General features: G+C 67.0%; 21 protein-coding genes and 1 other RNA gene. 13 read left to right on the plus strand and 9 right to left on the minus strand.

Annotated elements, in window-relative coordinates; translation table 11 throughout:
- Positions 1–138: 138 nt before the first annotated feature.
- The 3 genes from FHR56_RS11980 to FHR56_RS11990 are packed head-to-tail and all read right to left on the minus strand — an operon-like array spanning position 139 to position 1464.
- Positions 139–612 (minus strand): hypothetical protein, encoded by a 474-nt coding sequence (locus FHR56_RS11980; protein WP_160945669.1) that lies wholly within the window; start codon positions 610–612, stop codon positions 139–141.
- Positions 609–1085: a phage holin family protein gene (locus FHR56_RS11985; RefSeq protein WP_160945668.1), complete on the minus strand. Its 477-nt coding sequence runs from the start codon at positions 1083–1085 to the stop codon at positions 609–611. Before FHR56_RS11985 ends, FHR56_RS11980 begins: the two co-directional genes overlap by 4 nt.
- 7 nt (positions 1086–1092) lie before the next feature.
- The gene (locus FHR56_RS11990; RefSeq protein ID WP_010340149.1) at positions 1093–1464 is read right to left on the minus strand and encodes a hypothetical protein; all 372 of its coding nucleotides are present in this window, start codon (positions 1462–1464) and stop codon (positions 1093–1095) included.
- Positions 1465–1678: 214 nt separating this feature from the next.
- On the opposite strand from FHR56_RS11990, the gene FHR56_RS11995 reads away from it, so the two are divergent.
- A non-coding RNA gene (locus tag FHR56_RS11995) (sX9 sRNA) lies at positions 1679–1755 on the plus strand.
- Between the two features lie 26 nt (positions 1756–1781).
- Positions 1782–2009: a hypothetical protein gene (locus FHR56_RS12000; protein WP_160945667.1), complete on the plus strand. Its 228-nt coding sequence runs from the start codon at positions 1782–1784 to the stop codon at positions 2007–2009.
- Positions 2010–2019: 10 nt separating this feature from the next.
- Here the strand turns inward: FHR56_RS12000 and FHR56_RS12005 are convergent, their stop codons facing one another.
- Positions 2020–3456 (minus strand): Do family serine endopeptidase, encoded by a 1437-nt coding sequence (locus tag FHR56_RS12005; protein WP_160945666.1) that lies wholly within the window; start codon positions 3454–3456, stop codon positions 2020–2022.
- A gap of 491 nt (positions 3457–3947) precedes the next feature.
- On the opposite strand from FHR56_RS12005, the gene FHR56_RS12010 reads away from it, so the two are divergent.
- The 7 genes from FHR56_RS12010 to FHR56_RS12040 all read left to right on the plus strand — a co-directional run bounded on the left by FHR56_RS12010 (position 3948) and on the right by FHR56_RS12040 (position 13271).
- Positions 3948–7220 (plus strand): LAGLIDADG family homing endonuclease, encoded by a 3273-nt coding sequence (locus FHR56_RS12010; RefSeq protein ID WP_160945665.1) that lies wholly within the window; start codon positions 3948–3950, stop codon positions 7218–7220.
- A 190-nt stretch (positions 7221–7410) separates the two neighbouring features.
- Positions 7411–8085 carry a hypothetical protein gene (locus FHR56_RS12015; RefSeq protein WP_160945664.1) on the plus strand — a complete coding sequence of 225 codons (675 nt, stop codon included), beginning with the start codon at positions 7411–7413 and terminating at the stop codon, positions 8083–8085.
- An 87-nt stretch (positions 8086–8172) separates the two neighbouring features.
- A complete protein-coding gene (locus FHR56_RS12020; RefSeq protein WP_160945663.1) occupies positions 8173–9012 on the plus strand; it encodes an NrdJb in 840 nt (279 codons plus the stop codon).
- Between the two features lie 27 nt (positions 9013–9039).
- Complete coding sequence (locus tag FHR56_RS12025) at positions 9040–10779, plus strand: hypothetical protein (protein WP_160945662.1); 1740 nt, start codon at positions 9040–9042, stop codon at positions 10777–10779.
- 185 nt (positions 10780–10964) lie between these two features.
- Entirely contained in the window at positions 10965–11579 is a 615-nt protein-coding gene (locus tag FHR56_RS12030; protein WP_160945661.1) for a pyridoxamine 5'-phosphate oxidase family protein, read from the plus strand.
- 126 nt (positions 11580–11705) lie between these two features.
- Positions 11706–11924 (plus strand): hypothetical protein, encoded by a 219-nt coding sequence (locus FHR56_RS12035; protein WP_160945660.1) that lies wholly within the window; start codon positions 11706–11708, stop codon positions 11922–11924.
- Between the two features lie 108 nt (positions 11925–12032).
- Complete coding sequence (locus tag FHR56_RS12040) at positions 12033–13271, plus strand: EAL domain-containing protein (RefSeq protein WP_160945659.1); 1239 nt, start codon at positions 12033–12035, stop codon at positions 13269–13271.
- Positions 13272–13317: 46 nt separating this feature from the next.
- Here the strand turns inward: FHR56_RS12040 and FHR56_RS20630 are convergent, their stop codons facing one another.
- Positions 13318–13455, minus strand: coding sequence for a hypothetical protein (locus tag FHR56_RS20630; protein ID WP_237473026.1), 138 nt, complete (start codon positions 13453–13455; stop codon positions 13318–13320).
- A 311-nt stretch (positions 13456–13766) separates the two neighbouring features.
- Between FHR56_RS20630 and FHR56_RS12050 the strand changes: the two genes are divergently transcribed.
- Both FHR56_RS12050 and FHR56_RS12055 read left to right on the plus strand, forming a co-directional pair.
- Entirely contained in the window at positions 13767–14501 is a 735-nt protein-coding gene (locus FHR56_RS12050; protein WP_184502630.1) for a hypothetical protein, read from the plus strand.
- 273 nt (positions 14502–14774) lie between these two features.
- Complete coding sequence (locus FHR56_RS12055; RefSeq protein ID WP_160945657.1) at positions 14775–15611, plus strand: DUF6348 family protein; 837 nt, start codon at positions 14775–14777, stop codon at positions 15609–15611.
- Positions 15612–15661: 50 nt separating this feature from the next.
- Here FHR56_RS12055 and FHR56_RS12060 read toward each other — a convergent pair whose 3' ends face one another.
- Positions 15662–16444: a lysophospholipid acyltransferase family protein gene (locus FHR56_RS12060; protein ID WP_160945753.1), complete on the minus strand. Its 783-nt coding sequence runs from the start codon at positions 16442–16444 to the stop codon at positions 15662–15664.
- A gap of 395 nt (positions 16445–16839) precedes the next feature.
- Between FHR56_RS12060 and FHR56_RS12065 the strand changes: the two genes are divergently transcribed.
- The gene (locus FHR56_RS12065) at positions 16840–17229 is read left to right on the plus strand and encodes a ribonuclease domain-containing protein (protein WP_160945656.1); all 390 of its coding nucleotides are present in this window, start codon (positions 16840–16842) and stop codon (positions 17227–17229) included.
- Between the two features lie 350 nt (positions 17230–17579).
- Here FHR56_RS12065 and FHR56_RS12070 read toward each other — a convergent pair whose 3' ends face one another.
- Positions 17580–18008 (minus strand): hypothetical protein, encoded by a 429-nt coding sequence (locus tag FHR56_RS12070; protein ID WP_160945655.1) that lies wholly within the window; start codon positions 18006–18008, stop codon positions 17580–17582.
- Positions 18009–18172: 164 nt separating this feature from the next.
- On the minus strand, positions 18173–18379 hold the full coding sequence (locus FHR56_RS12075) for a hypothetical protein (protein ID WP_160945654.1): 207 nt from the start codon (positions 18377–18379) through the stop codon (positions 18173–18175).
- Between the two features lie 74 nt (positions 18380–18453).
- Between FHR56_RS12075 and FHR56_RS12080 the strand changes: the two genes are divergently transcribed.
- On the plus strand, positions 18454–19602 hold the full coding sequence (locus tag FHR56_RS12080; RefSeq protein ID WP_160945653.1) for an exodeoxyribonuclease III: 1149 nt from the start codon (positions 18454–18456) through the stop codon (positions 19600–19602).
- 86 nt (positions 19603–19688) lie between these two features.
- Here FHR56_RS12080 and FHR56_RS12085 read toward each other — a convergent pair whose 3' ends face one another.
- Positions 19689–20507: an HDOD domain-containing protein gene (locus FHR56_RS12085; RefSeq protein WP_160945652.1), complete on the minus strand. Its 819-nt coding sequence runs from the start codon at positions 20505–20507 to the stop codon at positions 19689–19691.
- Positions 20508–20610 lie beyond the last annotated feature (103 nt).

A 20610-nucleotide genomic window follows, 5' to 3' on the forward strand; every position in this document is an offset into this window, starting at 1 on the left:
AATCCGGCGGCGCCGCAATGGAACCGGATGTGCGGCGCCATCGTAGGAGCGGCTTCAGCCGCGACGGGCTTTACCGGGAACGCCCATCGCGGCTGAAGCCGCTCCTACACTGCGCTCCGTGTGCGTGCCGGAGGCGGCCTAGCGCTCGGACAGGTCGGTCGCCGCTTCCGCCGCGGCCGGGTGCCCGGGACGCGAGGCCATCGGCGGCCAGGGGCGCGGGCCGGCAGCAGGGGCGGCGGCGGGCTGCGCTGCGGGCGGAGTGCTGGCGTCCTCGGCCGCGTCCTGCGCGGTATCCGCCGCCTCCTCGGCATTGTCGGAGGCGCGCTCGGCGTTGTCCGAGGCGCTCTTGGCGGTGGTGGCGTTGATCAGGCTGGAGACCGCGCTGAGCATCTGCAGCCAGCGTGCGCCGCCGAGCTTGCCGACCACGGCCGCCGGTTCGGCGCGCCCGACCAGGAAGCCGGTGCCGAGGCCAACGATCACGATCCGCCACGGCGTCCAGCCTTCGCGCCAGACCTGCTGCAGGGTCGTCCAGTGCGTGCGCACCTGCTCCTGGCGCCCTTCCAGCACCGATTCGGCGCGGGCGATGCGGTGCTGCAATTGCCGCAGGGTCATGGCGTGGCCTCGCGCTTGGCGACGTCTTCGTCGCTGTCCTCGTCATCGCCACCGATGCCCAGCTTGGCCAGCTGGCGGCGGGTGGCGTCGAGCTTGCTCATGTCGAAGTAGCGCAACGCCTGCCAGGCACCGAGCGCGGTGACCACCAGGCTGAAGGCGGCCGTCGCCGAGATCGACGCCAGCCACGACCAGCCCATGCGCTGCAGCAAGGCGATCATCGCGCCCATCAGCAGCATCCAGGCCGAGGCGCCGAACGCCACCGACACGGTCAGCCATACCAGGGCCCGCGCCAACGCGGCGCGGGCCAGGGCCAGATCCGCGGCCACCAGCTTGCGCAGCGCGCGGCCGGTATCCAGGGTGGCGGTGAGTCCTTCGCGGCCGGCGGTGCCGAGCGCGCGGAAGGATTCCTCCAGCGACGGTGCGGCCGCGGCGTCTGCCGCGGCACCGTCGGCGCGGGCCTGCTCCTCGCTCACGTGCGGCTTACTTGTCGCCGCCGCTGCGCGCCAGCTTGGCGATGATCCAGCCGGTGGCGAAGGCCACGCCGAACGACGCCAGCGGACGCTCGCGGATCAGTTCGGCAGCGCTGTCGATCAGGTCGCGGCCCTTGTCCAGCAGCACGTCCACCTGCTCCTTCGCCGCCGCGCCGCCGAATTCGGCCGCGGCCAAGCCGGACAGGGCGCTGTCGGACAGCTCGGCCTTGACGTTGGCCTTGCCCAGCTTCAGTTCTTCGCCGGCGGCACCGGCAGCGCCCTTGATCGCATCACCGGCGTAGCTGGCCGCGGACTTCAGGTGCGCGCCGGCCTCGCTCAGGTTGTCCTTGAGGTTTTCGGTATTGGTCGGGCTGGCATTCATGGGCATGTCTCCTCTGGGGTTTGGGGGCCTGCCGTCCGCCGATGCGGACGCTGCGCAGAACGGGGCGACACCAATACCATCGGCGGGGTGTACGGGGTGTTAGCTCGTCGCCGCGGGCGATGCGCCATAGTGTCGGAGCTCGCCGGCGAATGGCCAAGAGCGGCCAGCAAAACGACTCGCAGCCACCGTCGGCGCGGACGTGCTCGGAACCGGCAGGCACCACGCGTGCACGGCGGTTACTTCGCGCCGGCCGCACCCCAACTGGCGGCGGCTCGCGACGTCTTGTCAGCCATCCCAAAAGCCCTGGAGGACCTGTCATGCACGCATACGGCAACCGGAGCGGCCACGCCGGGGTGGTCGCCTACGACAGCGGTCCGGACTGGATCGTGCTGCGCTTCGCCGATGGCGCCACCTACCGTTACGACCGCCATCATCCCGGCCTGCTCCACGTGCTGGAGATGCAGCGCCTGGCCGCGGCCGGGCGCGGCCTCACCACCTATCTCAACCAGCACGTGCGCGACGACTACGCCGCGCGCCTGGACTGAGGGCGTCGCCTCACTGCATGACCAGGTCGGCCTGCGCGCCGCCGCGCACCACGCGCAGCACCAACTGCGCCGGCTTGCGCGCGAAGTTGGCGCGGTAGCTGGCCAGGTCGGCGAACTCGCCGACCGAGGCGGCCACCACGATGTCGCCGCCGGCCAGGCCGTTGCGCGCCGCGCGGCTGCCGCGCGCCACGTTGCCGATCAGTACGCCGGAGATGCCGGACTGGCGCAGCGATTCGGGCAGGTCGGTGAAGGTGGCGCCACTCAGCCGCGGGTCCAGCGACTCGCCGCTGACCGCGCGGGGCTGTTCCTTGAGCGCGACCTTGAGTTGCAGCGGCTTGCCGTCGCGGCGCACGTCCAGGGTCACCGTGCTGCCTACCGGCTGCAGGCCCTCGTAGTTGTGCAGCGCCTCGGCGCTGTCCAGCCGCTCGCCGTTGGCGCCGACGACCACGTCGCCCGGCTGCAGCCCGGCGGCCGCGGCCGACGAGCCGGCCAGCACCCGCGTCACCAGCGCCCCGCGCGGCGCCGACAGGCCCAGGCCCTGCGCCATCTGCGTGGTCAGGTTCTGCGTCTCGATGCCGAAGGTGCCGCGGATCATCACCCCGTTGTTCTTGATCAACTGGTCGACCACCGCGCGCGCCAGGTTCGACGGGATCGCCAGGCCCAGGCCGATGTTGCCGGCCATGCTGCCCTGCGGATTGAAGCTGGCGGTGTTGATGCCGACCAGTTCGCCGCGCAGGTCCACCAGCGCGCCGCCGGAGTTGCCCGGGTTGATCGAGGCGTCGGTCTGGATGAAGTTCTGGTAGCCCAGGCCGCGGATGCCGTTGCGGCCCATCGCCGAGACGATGCCGGAGGTGACGGTCTGGGTGAAGCCGAACGGGTTGCCGATGGCGGCGACGAAATCGCCCACGCGCAGCTTGTCGCTGTCGCCCAGGCGGATCTCGGTGAGGTTGTCGGCCTTGATGCGGATCAGCGCGATGTCGGTGTCCGCGTCCGAGCCCATGAACTCGGCCTTGAAGCTGCGCCCGTCGGCCAGGGTCACCTGCACGTCGTCTGCGTTCTCCACCACGTGGTGGTTGGTGAGCACGTAGCCGTTCTTGGCATCGATGATCACGCCCGAGCCCAGCGACTCGTTGATGCGCTCCTGCGGAATGTCCGGGAACAGGCGGCGCAGGATCGGGTCGTTGAAGAACGGATTGCGTACCCGTACCACCTGCTTGGTGTTGATGCTCACCACCGCCGGCATCACCTTCTGCAGCATCGGCGCCAGCGACGGCAGCGGCTCGCCGGCCACCGAGGACGGCAGCCGCGCGGCGCCGGACAGCGGCGGTGCCGCCGCCACCGGCGCGGCCTCGGCGCGGTTGTCCAGTTGCGCGTTGATCGCGGTGGCGGCGAAACCGCCGAAGGCAGCGGCGGCGGTCAGGGTCAGCAGCGTAGGCAGCGGTCGCATGGGTGGTTTTCCGGGGACGCGGGAGACGTGGGGCAGATGGGCGCGCGTGCGCGTAAATCAAGATGAACGCGCGGCGTTTAACCGCCAGTGAAAGCGCGCCGATGCCACTTGCGTAAGGCCGTGTACGCGCCCCGTGCGCGCCGCATCTCGATGGCGTGCAATGGGCGTGCGGCGCCGTTGACAGTCGGCCTGCCCGGGGTTAGCGTTCACGCGTGCCGCAGCCACAACATGTAGCGGTAGCGCATCGGTGCGGCACTAGACATAGGGTTTTCTTCACCAGGGATTTACATCCGGGGGCGTGCTCGGCGGTGCATGACGGGACGGTGACAGGGAAGGTCGCGGATTCGGGAATTTCGATCGGTCGAGGGCAGCCGCCGCGTGCGCTGCCGCGGCCGTCTCTGCCGTGCAGCGCAAGTGCGATATAGACAAGACACACGGCGGATGACCACCCATCCGCCCCATCGGGACAGGTTCGAGGAGAACACAGCAGAATGAGTACGGTGCGCCTGGAAGTCGTCCAGACCGGATCCAAGCACGACCCCATCCCGATGCAGCCGGCGTCGCAGGACATCTGGGACAAGAAGTATCGGCTCAAGACCAAGCAGGGCGAACCGCTGGATGCCGACATCGACGGCACCTACCTGCGCGTGGCCCGTGCGCTGGCCGACGCAGAGGCGACCGAGGAGCAGCGCGCCTACTGGTTCGAGCGCTTCGCCTGGGCGCTGCGCCGCGGCGCGATCCCGGCCGGGCGCATCACCTCCAACGCCGGCGCGCAGGAACACAAGCCGGCCACCAGCACGATCAACTGCACCGTGTCGGGCACCATCACCGACTCGATGGACGGCATCCTGGAGAAGGTCCACGAGGCCGGGCTGACCCTCAAGGCCGGCTGCGGCATCGGCTACGAGTTCAGCACGCTGCGCCCGCGCGGCGCGTTCGTGGCCGGCGCCGGCGCCTACACCTCCGGGCCGATGTCGTTCATGGATATCTTCGACAAGATGTGCTTCACCGTGTCCTCGGCCGGCGGCCGCCGCGGCGCGCAGATGGGCACCTTCGACGTATCCCATCCGGACGTGAAGGACTTCATCCGCGCCAAGCGCGAGGACGGGCGCCTGCGCCAGTTCAACCTGTCGCTGCTGATCACCGACGGCTTCATGCAGGCGGTGGAGCAGGACGCCGACTGGCCGCTGGTGTTCCCGGTCAACCGCAAGGAAGAGGCCGACATCGACCTGGCCGACGCCAGCGCCGTGGTGTGGCGCGACTGGCCCACGCACCAGGACTACATCGTGCGCGACGACGGCCTGGTCGCGTGCAAGGTGTACGGGCACATCCGCGCCCGCCACCTGTGGGACATGATCATGGTCTCCACCTACGACTACGCCGAGCCGGGCTTCATCCTGATCGACCGCGTCAACGAAATGAACAACAACTGGTGGTGCGAGAACATCCGCGCGACCAATCCTTGCGTGACCGCCGATACCTGGGTGCAGACCGCCGAGGGGCCGCGTCAGGTCGCCGATCTGCTGGGAACGCAGTTCCTGGCGCGGGTCGATGGCGGCGACCATGCCACCGGTGCGGAGGGTTTCTTCAAGACCGCGCACAAGCAGGTGGTACGACTGCAGACGCAGGAGGGTTACGCGCTGCGCCTGACCGCAGACCACCGCGTGCGGCGCGTGGTGCGCCAGACCCGTTGGTCGCTGGACACCCAATGGTGCCAGGCGGACCAACTGGTCGCAGGCGACCGGGTGCTGCTCAACAATCACCGTGCCGGTGCGGAGTGGGGCGGCGCGCGCAGCTATGAGGAAGGTTTCCTGCTCGGCATGCTGGTGGGCGACGGCACGCTCAAGCAGGAGGCCGCCGTGTTGTCTGTCTGGTCGCAGGCCGCCGCCGTCAATGCGGCGCCGCTGGCACCGGTGGCGCTGATGGAAGAAGCCCTGCGCTGCGCGCGCAGCCTGCCGCACCGTGCCGACTTCGCCGGCTGGAGCGAGGTGCGCGAGCGTGGCGAGTACCGCCTGAAGTCGGCCGCGTTGCGCGATCTGGCCCTGGAGCTGGGCCTGCGTCCGGGCGACAAGGCGATCACGCCGGCCGTCGAGAAGACCTCCAGCGACTTCCACCGCGGCTTCCTGCGTGGCCTGTTCGACACCGACGGCTCGGTGCAGGGCAGTCAGGAGAAGGGCGTCAGCGTGCGCCTGGCACAGTCCGACCTGGCACGGCTGGAGGCAGCGCAGCGCATGCTGTTGCGGCTGGGCATCGCCTCGCACATCTACCGCGACCGGCGGCCCGCCGGCACGGCATTGCTCCCCGACGGGCACGGCGGCACGCGTGCCTATCCCACCAAGGCGCAGCACGAACTGGTCGTCAGCGGCGACAACCTCGACGCCTTCGCCCAACGGGTGGGCTTTGCCGACACCGCCAAGGCCAACCGCCTCAAGGCGCTGCTGTCCGGCTACCGTCGCCAGTTGAACCGCGAGCGCTTCGTGGCGACCGTGCAGTCGGTGGCCGCCGATGGCATCGAAGACGTCTACGACGTGCAGGTCCCTGGCATCAACACCTTCGACGGCAACGGTCTGCACGCCCACAATTGCGGCGAGCAACCGTTGCCGCCCTACGGCGCCTGCCTGCTCGGCTCGATCAACCTCACCACCTTCGTGCGCGACCCGTTCACCGAGCGCGCCCGCTTCGACTGGGAGGAATACAAGGACGTGGTGCGGGTGTTCACCCGCATGCTCGACAACGTGGTCGAGGTCAACGGCCTGCCGCTGCAGCAGCAGCGCGACGAGATCATGCGCAAGCGTCGCCACGGCATGGGCTTCCTCGGCCTGGGGTCGACCATGACCATGCTGCGGATGAAGTACGGCAGCGCCGAGTCCTGCGAGTTCACCGAGGCCATCGCCCGCGAGATGGCCGTGGCCGGCTGGGAGACCGCGCTGTCGCTGGCCAAGGAAAAGGGCCCGGCGCCGATCATGCAGGAGACCTTCGAGGTCACCGCGGCGATGCTGCGGCAGCGCCCGGAGATGGCCCGCGACGGCTGGCGCGTCGGTGAGCGCATCGAAGGCCGGCTGCTGCACGCCAAGTACAGCCGCTACATGCAGCGCATCGCCGAGGTGGCGCCGGCGCTGGTCGAGGAGCTGGCCGAGGTGGGCGCGCGCTTCACCCACCACAGCTCCATCGCCCCCACCGGCACCATTTCGCTGAGCCTGGCCAACAACGCCTCCAACGGCATCGAGCCGAGCTTCGCCCATCACTACAGCCGCAACGTGATCCGCGAAGGCAAGAAGAGCAAGGAGAAGGTGGACGTGTTCTCCTTCGAGCTGCTGGCCTATCGCCACCTGGTCAACGCCAAGGCGATGCCGTTCGCCGAGGACGCCGCCGCGCGCCTGCCGGACTACTTCATCGCCGCCGACGACATCCACCCCAAGGAACACGTGGACGTGCAGGCCGCCGCGCAGAAGTGGGTGGACAGCTCCATCTCCAAGACCGCCAACGTCCCCACCGACTATCCCTACGAGCAGTTCAAGGACATCTACCGCTACGCCCACCAGCAGGGGCTGAAGGGCTGCACCACGTTCCGCTTCAACCCGGCCGCCTTCCAGGGCGTGCTGGTCAAGGAGGCGGACCTGGAGAACACCACCTACCGCTTCGAGCTGGAAGACGGCAGCGTGGTCGAGGTCAAGGGCAACGAGCAGATCGAATATGACGGCGAGATGCACACCGCCGCCAACCTGTTCGATGCGCTGAAAGAAGGGTATTACGGCAAGTTCTGATGCCGTCCCGTCTCCCCTCCGCGCCGGCGGAGGGGAGGGCGGCGGCGGGAGTCCCGGAGCGCGGCGTGCCGCGCTTCCCCAACGCTTCCCCACCGTCCGCCGCCTGTCGCCGTTTCCGGCTCCCCGCTTCGCTGCAATCGGTATAGCATCGCCCGCGTTACATAAACACTGACACCCTGAGGAGGGTTTTATGAGCACTGGGAATGGAGTCACGGCGACGCTGACGCAGGTCGCCGAGAACGTGAAAGAAACCGCCACCAACGTGGGCGAGACCATCGCCGCCACCGCCAGCGAGGCCGTCGCCAGCGTCAAGCAGACCGCTGAAAACGTGCAGAAGCGCGTGCAGGACCAGGTCGCCAAGACCCGCAAGGTGGTGAAGCAGGCCGAGAAGGCCGTCGCCAAACGCGCCGAGAAGGCCGGCAAGGCCGTCAAGAAGACCGTCGCCAGCGCGCGCAAGAAGCTGGAAGCGGCCAAGGCCAGCGCCCAGGCCGAAGCGGCCTCGCTGAGCAAGGGCGGCAAGAAGACCGCCAAGAAGGCGGCTGCGAAGAAGGCGCCGGCGAAGAAGGCCGCCGCCAAGAAGGCCCCGGCCAAGAAAGTGACCGCCAAGAAGGCCGCGCCGAAGAATGCGGTCAAGAAGGTCGCCGCCAAGAAGGCCGTGACCAAGAAGTCGGTGGTCGCCAAGAAGAGCGCGGTGAAGAAGAGCGTGGGCGCGCGCAAGGCCGTGGCCAAGAAGGCCGTGGGCAAGGCCGCCAAGGCGGTCAAGAAGAGCACCGCCAAGGTCGCCAAGAAGAGCGCCGCGGTGAAGAAGACCACCGTGCGCAAGGCCGCCGGCAAGAAGGCCGCGGCCACCCGCGCCAAGAAGTAAGCCGTCCCGTTGCACCCTCTCTCCCGCACGCGGGAGAGAGGCCGGGCCTACGCCCGTCCCGATCCGCATTCCAGGAACGCACGCCTCATGGCCATCAAGATCGACCAGAAAATCAAGGGCTACGCCGTCGTCACCCCCGAGGACAAGGCGCGCGACGCCGCCGCCGCGGTGCCCGCCTCGTCGATCGACCGTGCCACCGCCGAGGCCGAAGCGCCGGCCGACAACATCATCCACATGCACGAGCGCATCGAGCGCCCGGACGTGCTGATCGGCAGCACCTACAAGATCAAGTCGCCGTTGGTGGAACACGCCATGTACGTGACCCTCAACGACATCGTGCTCAACGCCGGCACCGAACACGAACTGCGCCGCCCGTTCGAAATCTTCGTCAACTCCAAGTCCATGGAACACTTCCAGTGGATCGTGGCGCTGACCCGCATCATGTCCGCCGTGTTCCGCAAGGGCGGCGACGTCACCTTCCTGGTCGACGAAATGAAGGCCGTGTTCGACCCCAAGGGCGGCTACTTCAAGGCCGGCGGCGTGTACATGCCGTCGCTGGTCGCCGAACTGGGCAGCATCGTCGAAGAACACATGAAGTCGATCGGCCTGCTGCACGACCCGGAGATGAGCGATCACCAGCGCGCGCTGATCGCCGAAAAACGCAAGCAGTACGAAGAGCGCTCAAAAAAAAACAGTGAAGTGAGCAAGGCGGTTCCTGCTCCTGCGGGAGAAGGTGCCCGCAGGGCGGATGAGGGTACGGTGTCCGCCGACTCCACCGCCGACCACGAAGAAGACATCGCCGTCACCGGCGACGGCGCCAGCTTCCCGCCCTCGGCCACGATGTGCCACAAGTGCAACACCAAGGCGCTGGTGATCATGGACGGGTGTGCTACTTGTTTGAATTGTGGGTATTCGAAGTGCGGGTGAGCCCAATTTAAGGAAAGGAACTTTGTAATGGACCTCGAAGACAAAAATAAAGATGGAATTGATATTGTTGGGACTTCTTCTAAGCTGGGGAAAAATAAGAAAAAGACAAGAAGGAGTAATAAAGCCAAGGCTGAGCCTGTTCTTAATGCCCCAGCTGTAGATAATTTGCTCATTCTTTGTGAAGAGGTCACCCGGGCAACTCCAGAAGGAGCAAGGAGATTTATTGAGCCTGCTCCAGGTGTGCTTGCTCGTGCAAAATCGAGGCAGCACAATATAATATTTGGCCGCCGCGGTTCCGGCAAGTCGAGCTTACTAAGAAAGGCGGTCGCAGATTTAACTGTGGACAGAAGGCCCATATCTTTTGTCGACATGGAGACTTTTAAGGGCCACACTTATCCGGATGTCTTGATTAGCGTTTTAATCAAGAGTCTCCAAGAGTTTAAATCCTGGCTTGAGGTTGCTGCGACCACCCCGGCATCTAAAACAAGTTTTTGGAAGAGACTTTTCGGCGTGATTCCAAGTCGGCCTGCATTTAATAAGGCTGAAACGCAAAAAATTCATGCAGAGCTTTCAGGTGTGATTAAGGATCTGGAGGACCAGCTCCGCCTGCCAGAAACTATGCAAATAAAAGGGAGAAAAGCGCTGTCTTCCGAAAGTGATAAGAGGTCTGAACTTAAATCAGGCATCTCTCTTTCGGCCGTTTCTTTGAGCGGGGACGCTTCTTCCTCCAACAAGGAGACAGAGCAGGATGAAGTTGAAGCCACATATACTTCGCATAAGATAGAATATCTTCACCAGAACATATTGAGGTTCCAAGCTTTTTTTAGAGCCCTGGCAAATCTTTCAGATGGCCCTGCTTTCTTGGTGCTTGATGATCTTTACCACATTCGCCGAACTGATCAGGCGAAAGTTGTGGATTATTTCCATAGGGTAGGTAAGGGAAATGATCTCTGGTTAAAAATTGGCACGATTAAACATCGAAGCGAATGGTATCAACATTCTGATCCGCCAATAGGGATGAAGCTTGGCGATGATGCTAAGGAGATAAATCTGGATGTCTCTTTGGAGAAGTTCGAGACGCTAAAAGAATTTCTAAAGAAAGTGATCGGCAACTTATGCGTCGAAGCGGGATTGCCTTCGTTTAGAGATTTAATAAATCCTACCGCAATAGATCGTCTTATTATTGCGTCGGGTGGTGTCACGCGAGACTTTATTGGGATTCTTTCTGGCTCAATTGCTCAAGCTCGAGACAGGCCAGCTAGTGATCATCGGGGGCCAAAAGTTGGAGCTGAGGACGTTAACCTTGCTTCGGGAGACTATGACACTGTAAAGAGAGAAGAATTTAAACTTGATACTGCAGAGGATCGGGAGGCTCTGGAGCAAGCCTTTGTGAGGCTTGTTGACTTCTGTACGCAAAAATCGAAGTGCAATGTGTTTCTTCTTTCTCAAAAACTCACAGGCGAAGATAGGGATGCGATTGATCAATTGATTGATCTGCGGCTTATTCATTCTGTGAAATCCCGAGTCACCCTAAAGCGTGGTGCATCTGGTGAAATATTTGAAGCTTACATGCTTGACCTTAGTCAGTATACTGCTGCGCGAAAGGTTCATCAGTTTGAAATGGTAGAGCTTGGAAATGCCGGCAACGATGAAGCAATTCGCAAGGACTCATTGATATATCCTCCCCGCAGAAACTTTGTTGTGCGAGCAAAGTCAAAGGCGAAAATGGAGAATAAGCAGCATGACTTGTTCGACGGTCGAAACTAGCTAATTTGATTTTTCTTTAGATGACGTCACTCCGTGGATAATCTACGGGTGATGGTTAGTGGCGCGAGCGTCAGGGTGGATTTGTATGCCTGCCTCCATTCGTGGTGCTGTTGGGCATAGATGAATCATCGCCACCGCCACTTGTGCACAGGGACAGCACGTGTGCACAGGAATAGGAAGCCAATATGGACTATTGCATCGCCACTTTTGATGCGCTTGAAGCGCTATACGGCCAACCCGTCGAGCGCGCGCTACGCAAACAAATCGACCATCTGAACGCCGACTACCAGGCGTTCGTACACGCGTCGCCGTTCGTCGTGTTGGCTTCGGCCGGAGACGAAGGACTGGACTGCTCACCCCGCGGCGATGCGCCGGGATTCGTGCAGGTGCTGGATGCGCGCACGCTGGCGTTGCCGGATCGGCCGGGCAACAACCGCATCGATACGCTGCGCAATCTGCTGCAGGATCCGCGCCTGTCGCTGTTGTTCCTGATTCCCGGCATCGGCGAAACCTTGCGCGTGAACGGCCATGCCGAGATCCGCGTCGATCCGGACCTGTTGGCGCGGTTTGCGGTCGGCGAGCGCTTGCCGCGCAGCGTGATCGTGGTGCACATCGAGGCGGTGTACTTCCACTGCGCCAGGGCGATCGTGCGCTCGCAGCTATGGGATCCGACGCGGCACCTGCCGCGCGATCGTCTGCCCAGTCCCGGCACCATGCTCGCGCACCTGACCGACGACGCGTTCGACGCCGACGCCTATGACCGGGAATTGCCGCAGCGTACGCGCGATACGCTGTACTAGCACGTCTGGGTGAACGGGCGAGGCGTGCGCGGCGCCTTGTCCAGGGTGATCTGCGTGTCGTCCGGTGATGCGGCCACCGGTCCCGGGTCAGCCGCCTCTGCTACGGTGCGCCGCTGGCAGACGTCCATGTCGCTCGACCCGCAGGGCGCCTGCCAGTCGGTGACTGCGGCCGCGTTGCCTGAACGGTCCGCCATCGGCGGCGCCAGCATGTTGGCTGGAGCCGCGCCGCCGCTGTTCAACGCGGTCGCTGCCGTAGACAGCTCGCTTCCTGAACACGCGGGTGCTTTCGCCGCTGTACATCACGCTTTACAGTCGAACGACAAGGACGTGTCGCCCGCTGGATAGCGTGGGGAACGTCCGGGGTTCCCCCGTTGCTCGATCGGGTCGGTCACGGCTCGGCGCCGTGTGCGGCGCGAGCCGCGTGGGCCGCAACGCTTTCGGGGGAGAAGCGGGATGTCGTCGAGCGAGGATGCGTCGGAATCTCATCCGCTGTTCGAGCTGTTGTCGGGTGAGATCAGCGACCGCGAGCTGCGCCGCTGCCTGCGCGTGGTGCGCCAGCACCTGGGCATGGACGTGGCATTCCTGTCGCGCTTCCGCGCGACCGATCGCGTGCTCGATCACGTGGACGGTCCGCCCGGGTGTCCGATCCACGAAGGCCAGGTCCTGCCGTTGGCCGACGGCTACTGCATGGGCGTGGTGCGAGGCGAGTTGCCGCAACTCATTCCGGATACTTCCCTGGTGCCGGCCGCGCAATGCATCCCGGCGACCTTCTCGATCCCGATCGGCGCGCACATGAGCGTACCGATCCAGGTCGGTGGCCGGGTGTACGGCACGCTGTGCTGTTTCAGCTTCCTGCCCAGGCACGGCCTGGGCGAGCGCGACATCGGCATGCTGCGCGCATTCGCCGAGATTCTCGCCCTGCGCTTGCATGAAGTGGAGGCGCACAAGCTGGAGCGGCAGGCGATGATCGACGAGATCGACGGCGCCTTGGCGGCGGGCGCGCCGCGCATCGTGTTCCAGCCGTTGTTCGCGCTGGACGGCATGCGCCTGCATGGGTTCGAGTGCCTGTCGCGTTTCGACATCGCCCCGCAGCGTGGCCCCGACAAGTGGTTCCAGCAGGCCGAGCTGGCCGGCGTCGGCATGCGCCTGGAACTGCACGTGGTGGCCAAGACGCTGGCTTATCTGCGCCAGTTTCCCCCGACGTTCCGGCTCAATCTCAACCTGTCGCCGGAACTGCTGACGTCCGAAGCGCTGGCGGTGCTGCTGGGGGACGACATCGACGTCGCGCGCCTGACCCTGGAGATCACCGAGCACGCCATTGTGCGCAACTACCTGGAGCTGGCCGATGCGCTGTCGCCGCTGCGCGCGCGCGGCGCACGCCTGGCGGTGGACGACGCCGGCGCCGGCTACGCCAGCATGCGCCACATCCTGCGGCTGCAGCCGGACGTGATCAAGCTCGACATGAGCATCACCCACTGCATCGACAGCGACCGCAAGTGCCGCGCGCTGGCCAAGGGGCTGACCAACTTCGCGCACGAGATCGGCTCGCACGTGGTGGCCGAGGGCGTGGAGACGGCCGAGGAACTGGAGACCCTGCGCGCGCTCGACGTCGATTTCGTGCAGGGCTATTTCCTGTCGCGGCCGCTGCCCGAGCAGGAAGCGCTGGCCATGGCGCAGGCCGAAGGGGCGTGAGCGGGCGACGCGCGCCGGCGCGTCACTGGCCTGCGGCGACCGTTTACTACGGCACCTCGCGGCCCAGGTCATCCAGATAGTGCAGGCCGCCGCGACCTTGGGCGGCGCCGACGGTGCCGAGCAGGGGCGGGATGCTGTCGTCGATGGGCAGGCGCGCCTGCGGCCCGCCGATGTCGATCCGCACCAGCCGGGCGCCATGAGCAGCAGGGTCCGGGCGCTGTCGCGCCGGCGGGCGGCGAAGCTGCGCATCGGCATGTTCAGCGCCGCCTTGCCGCTGCGGTAGAACGCGTACCAGCCGTTGCGGTGGTTGGCGTCCTGGCGCAGCGGCGCCAGAACGTTCGCATCGGCATCCGCCGCCACGTCGTGGTCCAGGCCGCTGTCCCAGGCGCGGCCGCCGTGCACAGACCCTCGCTGCGCGGGTGCGACATCGGCACTGGTCCGCCGCCGCGGCGATGGCGCACACTTGCCGGCTCTGATCGAAGGCAGGAACACACGATGGTACGGCGATACGGATGGAGCGCGATGCTGGTGTGGCTGGTGACGTTCGGCGCGGCGGCAGCCGGTCCCACGCCCGGCGAATACAGCACCAAGGAAGGCTGGGGCAGCATGCGGGTCACCGAGAAGGGCGGGGTGCGCCAGTTCGACCTGTTGTCGGTCGGCGCCAATGGCCATACCTGCTCGCTGTCGGGCACGCTGCAGGGCGACAAGGCCGAGGTGAACGACGCCGGCGACGTGCCCTGCAAGCTCGCCTTCAAGCCGGTGCCGGGCGGGTTCGACGTGGCCGCATTGACCCAGGAAAGCTGCCGCGACTACTGCGGCATGCGCGCCAGTTTCGAGGGCGACTACCTGCAGCTGCCGGCCGGCTGCACCGCCGCGGCCAGCAGCCGGCGGCGCGAGGCCTATCTGCAGGACTATCGCGGCAAGCGCTATGACAAGGCGCTGGCCGGCATGCTGGCGTTCGAAGGCGAGTGCGGCGGCTTCCTCAACTGGCTCGATCGCGACCGCTTCGCCAACGACCGTGCCATCACCCTGCTGCGCCTGGGTCGGCCGCAAGAGTGCCTGGCGGTGCTGGACGGCACCATGGCCGGTCGCAGCCACGACGAAGCCTCGTTCCAGGCGGAACTGGAAAAGCAGAGCACCATGCTGCCGCCCACCGACTGGGACGCCTACCTGCCCATCGCCAAGTCCACCTGGTTCAACCGCAAGCTGTGCGAGGCGGCCAAGGACTGAGCAGGCGCCTGCGCCAGGCGCGTGGCAGGACGCGCTGCGAGGGCGCCGCCTGCGTGCGGCGCCGTGCAGCAGGGCCGGCGCGAGAGGCGATGCGATGGCGCTGCTGCGCCTGCGATCGACGGCGGCGCGCGCGTGCAACGGCCGCCGATGCGATCGCGCCCGCCCGCGATGCGTCGCTGGCGATAAGACTTGTGGCTGCGCCGGTTGCCGTCGCCGCGGGCGCCTGCGCATACTTCGGGCGACCGATGGCGCGTTGGACGCTTTGGAGCAAGGATGATCGATCGACTGCGACGCCTGTTGTCCCGCACCCCGCCCCGCGGGGCCGATGCCGCCCCCGATGCCGCAGGCTCGGAGGCCGCACCCGACGCGCAACCGGGCCGCACACTGCAGCAGTTGTTGCTGCAGGTGCTGCAGCGCGAGGGCCATGTGGCGACCTTGCACGAGGACGGCGTCGTACTCGGCAATGGGCTGCACCTGCTCACCGAACTGGTGGACCTGGCCGAGCTGCGTAGCGGCGTGCGCACGGCCAGTTGCATCCGCGTGCATCACCGCAGCCTGTTCCCCGAGGGGATCGTCGAGTTCCAGCATTCCATCGGCGAGGACACCGAGGCGAGCCTGGCCTCGGGCTTCACCACCTGGGCGCGCACCGATCTGGTGGCGCTGTCGGAGGCGGTGAGCGCTCCCGCCGAGGCCCGCTGCATGACCTTGCAGATGGAGTTTCCTGCCGAGGCCGGGGCGCAGGCCTCGGTGCGGCGCACGGTGGTGCTGGGGCCGGTGGCGCATATGAACGGCGATGCGGCCCGGGCCGCGGCGGGCGACGACACCGAACACGCGTTCTGCCCGTGCTGCCTGTTCACCAACAGCCTGGATGCCTTGATGCCGCTGCTGCAGCGGGATCAGCGCATGCTCGGGATCCGCCTGTTCGCCTCGCGCGATGCCGACGGCGAGGTCGCGGCCGATTGCCGGGTCAACGGCGAGGACTTTCCCGACGGCGTGGCCTGCCTGCGCCGCTACGCCGAGACCTGGCCGGCGCTGGGTGCCTTGGAGTTCCGCAAGCAGTACGCGGTGGTGCGCCTGCCGGAGCCGGTGGTGCCGGACGCCATGCACTGACGCGCCAGTGGGCGTTGCCCGGGCGCGCGCCCGTTCTTGTGTCGCCCGGTCTAGGCCGCAGCCGCGTCCGCCGGCGCGGCAGGCAGTGCCGAGGCCACGATGCCGTGCAACTGCGCGGCCAGCGCCTTGCGGTCGCTGCCCGGTGCGACCGCAATCGGTGCGTGGAAGGTCACCCTGACCACCGCACCGGACAGGCGCAGGAAGTGCGCGACGTGCGCGCCGGCCTGCATCTCGCCATAGAAGGCATACGCATCGCGATCGCCGCCCTGGGCCAGCGGCTGCCCGTCGACGCTGCGCACCTCCAGCGTGAACGGCTGCAGCGTCCAGTGCCGCGCGCCGGGGGCGGCACTGAGGAACAGCGAGAACAGGCTGGACTTGAACGGCGCCACCCGTTCGCCGGAGGAGGTGGTGCCTTCGGCGAACAGCACCACATCGTGATCCGGGCGCAGTTGCGCGGCGACCGCGGCCGCCACGGCGGCGGCATCCTGGCGGCGCCGGCTGATGAACACGGTCTGCGCCAACGCGCCGATATGGCGCATGCCCGGCCAGCGCTCCATGTCGTTCTTGGCGATGAAGCGTGCGCGCAGCAGACTGCCCAGCACCACGATGTCGAAGTGGGAGATGTGGTTGCCGACGAACAGCGTGCCGCCGGCGTCGCGCGGCACGCCCACCACCTCGACACGGATGCCCAGGGCGCGCCGCAGGCAGCCGAACCACAGCCGCGGCAGCACGAACGCGCCGCGGCCGCGGGTAAGGCGCATCAACAGCCACTGCGGCGGGATCAACAGCACGCTGGCGACCAGGCAGATGGCCACGCGAACGACGGTACGCAGGCGGCCGACGAGGGGGGCTGCGGCGGGGCGGGGCGAAGCGGCGTCGGGCATGGGCGATGGCGGCTGGGGAGACGGTCGGCGCGCGCGCTGGCGTGGCCGCGGCGATGGTAGCCGAGGCTTGCGTCTTCGGCATCACGCCGCCGCCTTGTCCATGGCGTGTCGCGTGAGCGCGTCAGGCGTCACGCCGGTTCCGCCTTCCCGATCCCGATGCCGTGCCTGCGCTCACGTCGCGCCTTTGCAGGTGTGTCAGGCCCATGCCGCACCGGGGAACTGCATCTTCCGCAGATCAGCCAGCGCCCGATGGGCGTGGCGGTAACGCTTGCGCATTGTGGCAGCGTCCGCCACGGCGCCGTTCGCCGTGGAGACCATCCCGACCACTTCCAAGGAGCACGTCCATGCATCGTCCGATTTCCTATGCCCTGCTCGCCGCGCTGCTGGCGTCCACCCAGGCGCAGGCGCAAAAGGCGCCGCCCGCCTGCAGTGCGCTGCCGACCTACGTTCGCGATGCCGCACGCGACATGGCGTACTGCATCACCATGGCCAACCCGATCGCCGCCTGCGGTTCCACCCAGGTGGACGTGCAGGTGTTCGGCAACGCCGAAGGGCGCCTGCCGAAAGCCGGCAAGGGACAGACCTACTACGAAGGCAAGGCGCGGCGCGATCCGGGCGGCGCGGCCGGCACCTATCGCCTGGTGTTCCTGGTCATCGACGGCAAGGCCAAGTCGACGATCGCGCAGCGCTATTACTCGGCCGACCACTACACCACGTTCTGCGCGGTGCAGTGAGGGGGTTCGGCTGGCGCCGTCCACCTCTGGTCGGTGCCAGCCGATGCGATGCGCCAGCGCGGTGCGTGAGCATCAGGAGCGTCGCGTTAGGTAGGCGGCTGTGGTGCTTCCGCCCCCACGGATGCGTGACACCGAGGGGCGCGGTCGTTCGTGGCGGCTGCAACAGGTCTCTAAACAGCACGGCGAGGCGCACGCGTAGGAGCGCCTTCAGCCGCGACGAGGCGTTACCGGGGCAGCCGGTCGCGGCTGAAGCCGCTCCTACAAGAACAACGTGGGTCTCGCCGAGGCGCAGCAAGGGCGAACGGCGATGCGACGCGGAGCCTGGCTACGCCGCGATGGCGATTGCAGCGTCAGTGCGTGCTATCGGCCTGCTTGCAATCCTCAGCTTGCGAGGTAGCAAACGACGTCAGGACCCACGCACCTTCAGGGCGTGCCTCGACGCCGTAGCGCCACGACTGGCGCACGTTGTCTGAGCAACTGGTAATGGCGATGCTGTCGCTGGTCGCGCCGTTGGCCGGCAGTGGCACGGGCGCGGGAAGCCGCTCGCTGGCGGGCGGCAGCGCTCGCGCGTAGCTCAGGACGATGGGACCGAGCTGGTCGAGACTGCCCATGCGCGCGCCGTCGCTGCGCGTACGGTGCTGCGCCAGCCAGTCGCGCACCTGCCGCCACTCGGGCGTGCCTGCGGCGTAGGTGTTGGTGCTGGACACGCGCAGGCTGTCCGGCGTATTCGGCGCGGCGCAGGCCGCCAGCGACGGCAAGGCAAGCAGCAGCGGGATCATGATGCAGCGCGCATGCCGGGGGCGCATCTGTCCGTTTCCGACCGCACCATCGCTACGCCTGTGCATCCGTCCGCTCCCTGCTGGTTGCCGATGCCGCGACGATAGCACCATCGGCGGCCACGTCCGCCGGCGTGTCGCCGCCAAGCCGCCCGCCGTGCCCGCGCTCAGCGTTTGCCGGGGCGATCGGCCAGCGAGGCCTGCAAGGCGGTGGCCAATGCGGCGTCGCCGCTGACCAGGGCGCTCCAGCGCAGTTCCAGGCCCTTGCGTCGGCCCTTCTCGGTGAGCTTCAGGCCGTCCGGGTCCACGGTCAGGGTGTAGTGCACGCCGTCGATCTCCAGTTCGCGGCGCAAGGGTTTGTCGAGCGGGGTCATGCGGCGGCTCCCGTTTTCACGATGCGTCGAGGGTAGCGGAGCCAAGGTGACGGCTGGTTCTGCAGGCGCGCCGGATGAAGACGCTCAAGATCGCCACCTACAACGTCAACGGCATCCGCAGCCGCTTGCCGCAGCTGCTGCAGTGGTTGCAGCGCGAGGCGCCGGACATCGTCGGGCTGCAGGAACTCAAGAGCGTGGATGCGGGTTTCCCGCTGGCCGAGTTGCATGCCGCCGGCTATGGCGCGGTGTGGATGGGGCAGTCGAGCTGGAATGGCGTGGCGCTGCTGGCCAAGGGCTGCGATCCCATCGAGAGCCGGCGCGGCCTGCCCGGCGACCCGCGCGACACCCAGAGCCGCTACATCGAGGCGATGGCGCACGGCGTGCTGGTCGGCTGCCTGTACCTGCCCAACGGCAATCCGCGCCCAGGACCGAAGTTCGACTACAAGCTGGACTGGTTCGCGCGCCTGCAGCGGCATGCGCAGCACCTGGTGGCGCTGCCGCATCCGGTGGCCCTGATCGGCGACTTCAACGTGGTGCCCACCGATGCGGACATCTACAACCCGGCCTCGTGGCGGCGCGATGCGCTGCTGCAGCCGGAAAGCCGCCAGGCCTATGCCGAGCTCTTGGCGCAGGGCTGGACCGACAGCCTGCGCCAGGTGCACGGCGAGCGCCGCGTGTACACGTTCTGGGATTATTTCCGCCAGCACTGGCAGCGCGATGCCGGGCTGCGCATCGACCATCTGCTGCTGAATCCCCCACTGGCCGCGCGCCTGCGCGATGCCGGCGTGGACCGCTGGGTGCGCGACCAGCCGCATGCCAGCGACCATGCGCCGACCTGGGTCGCCATCGGCGCGTCGCCGGCCCGCGGTGCCGCCGCGGCGTCGGCCAAGCCGAGGCGCGGTGACGGGGGCGCCGAAGGCAAGCCCAAAGGCGGCAAGGCGAAGAAGACGCCACGCACCGCCGCATCTGGCGCGGTGGCGTCGGCGAGGAAGGCAACGCGGACCAAGCGCAAGACGACGGCCAGCGCTGCTGAGACAGCGTCGACGCCAAAGCCGGCAACAAAGACGACACGCGCAGCAAAGGCGACGAAAGCGACAACGCCGAAAGCGCAGACGCCAAAAGCGGGCAAGCCGCGCGCCGCGACCGAGGCGCCGCCCAAGCCCGCGCGCGGCACCAAGCGCCGCAAACCACCCCTTCTCCCACCGGGAGAAGGTGGCGCGTAGCGCCGGATGAGGGTGCGGCGAAGCGGGGAAGGTACTGATTCCGTGCTACCGCCGCGCGGCGTGGCCGACGCGGCGTATGTCTTCCCTTACTTCAGCATCTCGGTAAAGGCGCGATCGGCCTCGATCACGTCGGGCAGCGCGGCGAACAGGGCGTCCAGGTCCACGTCGTCCATCAGCGGGCCGGTCACCGCCTGCCGCGCCTGCTCGTTGGCGCCACCATGGCGTTCCAGCGCGTCGGCGACCAAGGCGGCCTGGGCGACGACCTTCGGCATCGGCTCGCCTTCCGGCGCCTGCAGCGGCCGCGCCTGGAACGCGATGGCGGTCTGGATCACCTGCGGCAGGTGCCAGCGCCGCGCCAGTTCGGCGCCCACTTCCGGGTAGCCGAAGCCCAGTTGCACGGTCTCGTCGGCAGCGCGGCCGCTGGACGAGGCGTCCGGGTGCAGTTGCGCGGCGTAGTCGGGCGCGCCGGTCTGGATCAGCAGTTCGCCGATGTTGTGCATCATGCCGCAGGTGAACGCGGTCTCCGCGTCCAGGCCCTTCTGCCGCGCCAGCAACCGGCACACGCCGGCCACTTCGAAGCTGTGCAGCCAGAACGCGCGCAGGTCGAAATGCGCCGGCGCATGGAAGGCGCCGGTCACCGAGGAGGCCAGCACCAGGGTGCGCAAGGTGTTGAAGCCCAGGCGCAGCGCCGCGTCCTCCACCGTGGTGGAGTCGCGCGCGCCGCGGAAGCGCGCCGAATTGGCCAGCCGCAGCACCTTGGCCGCGATCACCGGATCCCGTTCGATGTTGCGCGCCACCGCGTCCAGGCTGGTGCCCGGCGCATCGAACTGCAGGATCAGGTCCTGCGCCACCTGGGGAATGGTCGGCAGGGTGTGCAACTGGTCGAACAGCGCCTCTAGCTTCATGGGACCCTCGGAACGGAACGGGAGGCGGGCAGGGCCGGTGGCCGGCCGCGCCGCCACGGTGGCGGACTGCGCGCATCCTACCGATTCGCGATGGCCGGTGTGT

The sequence above is a fragment of the Xanthomonas sp. F10 genome, from assembly GCF_014206815.1.
Lineage (GTDB): Bacteria > Pseudomonadota > Gammaproteobacteria > Xanthomonadales > Xanthomonadaceae > Xanthomonas_A > Xanthomonas_A indica.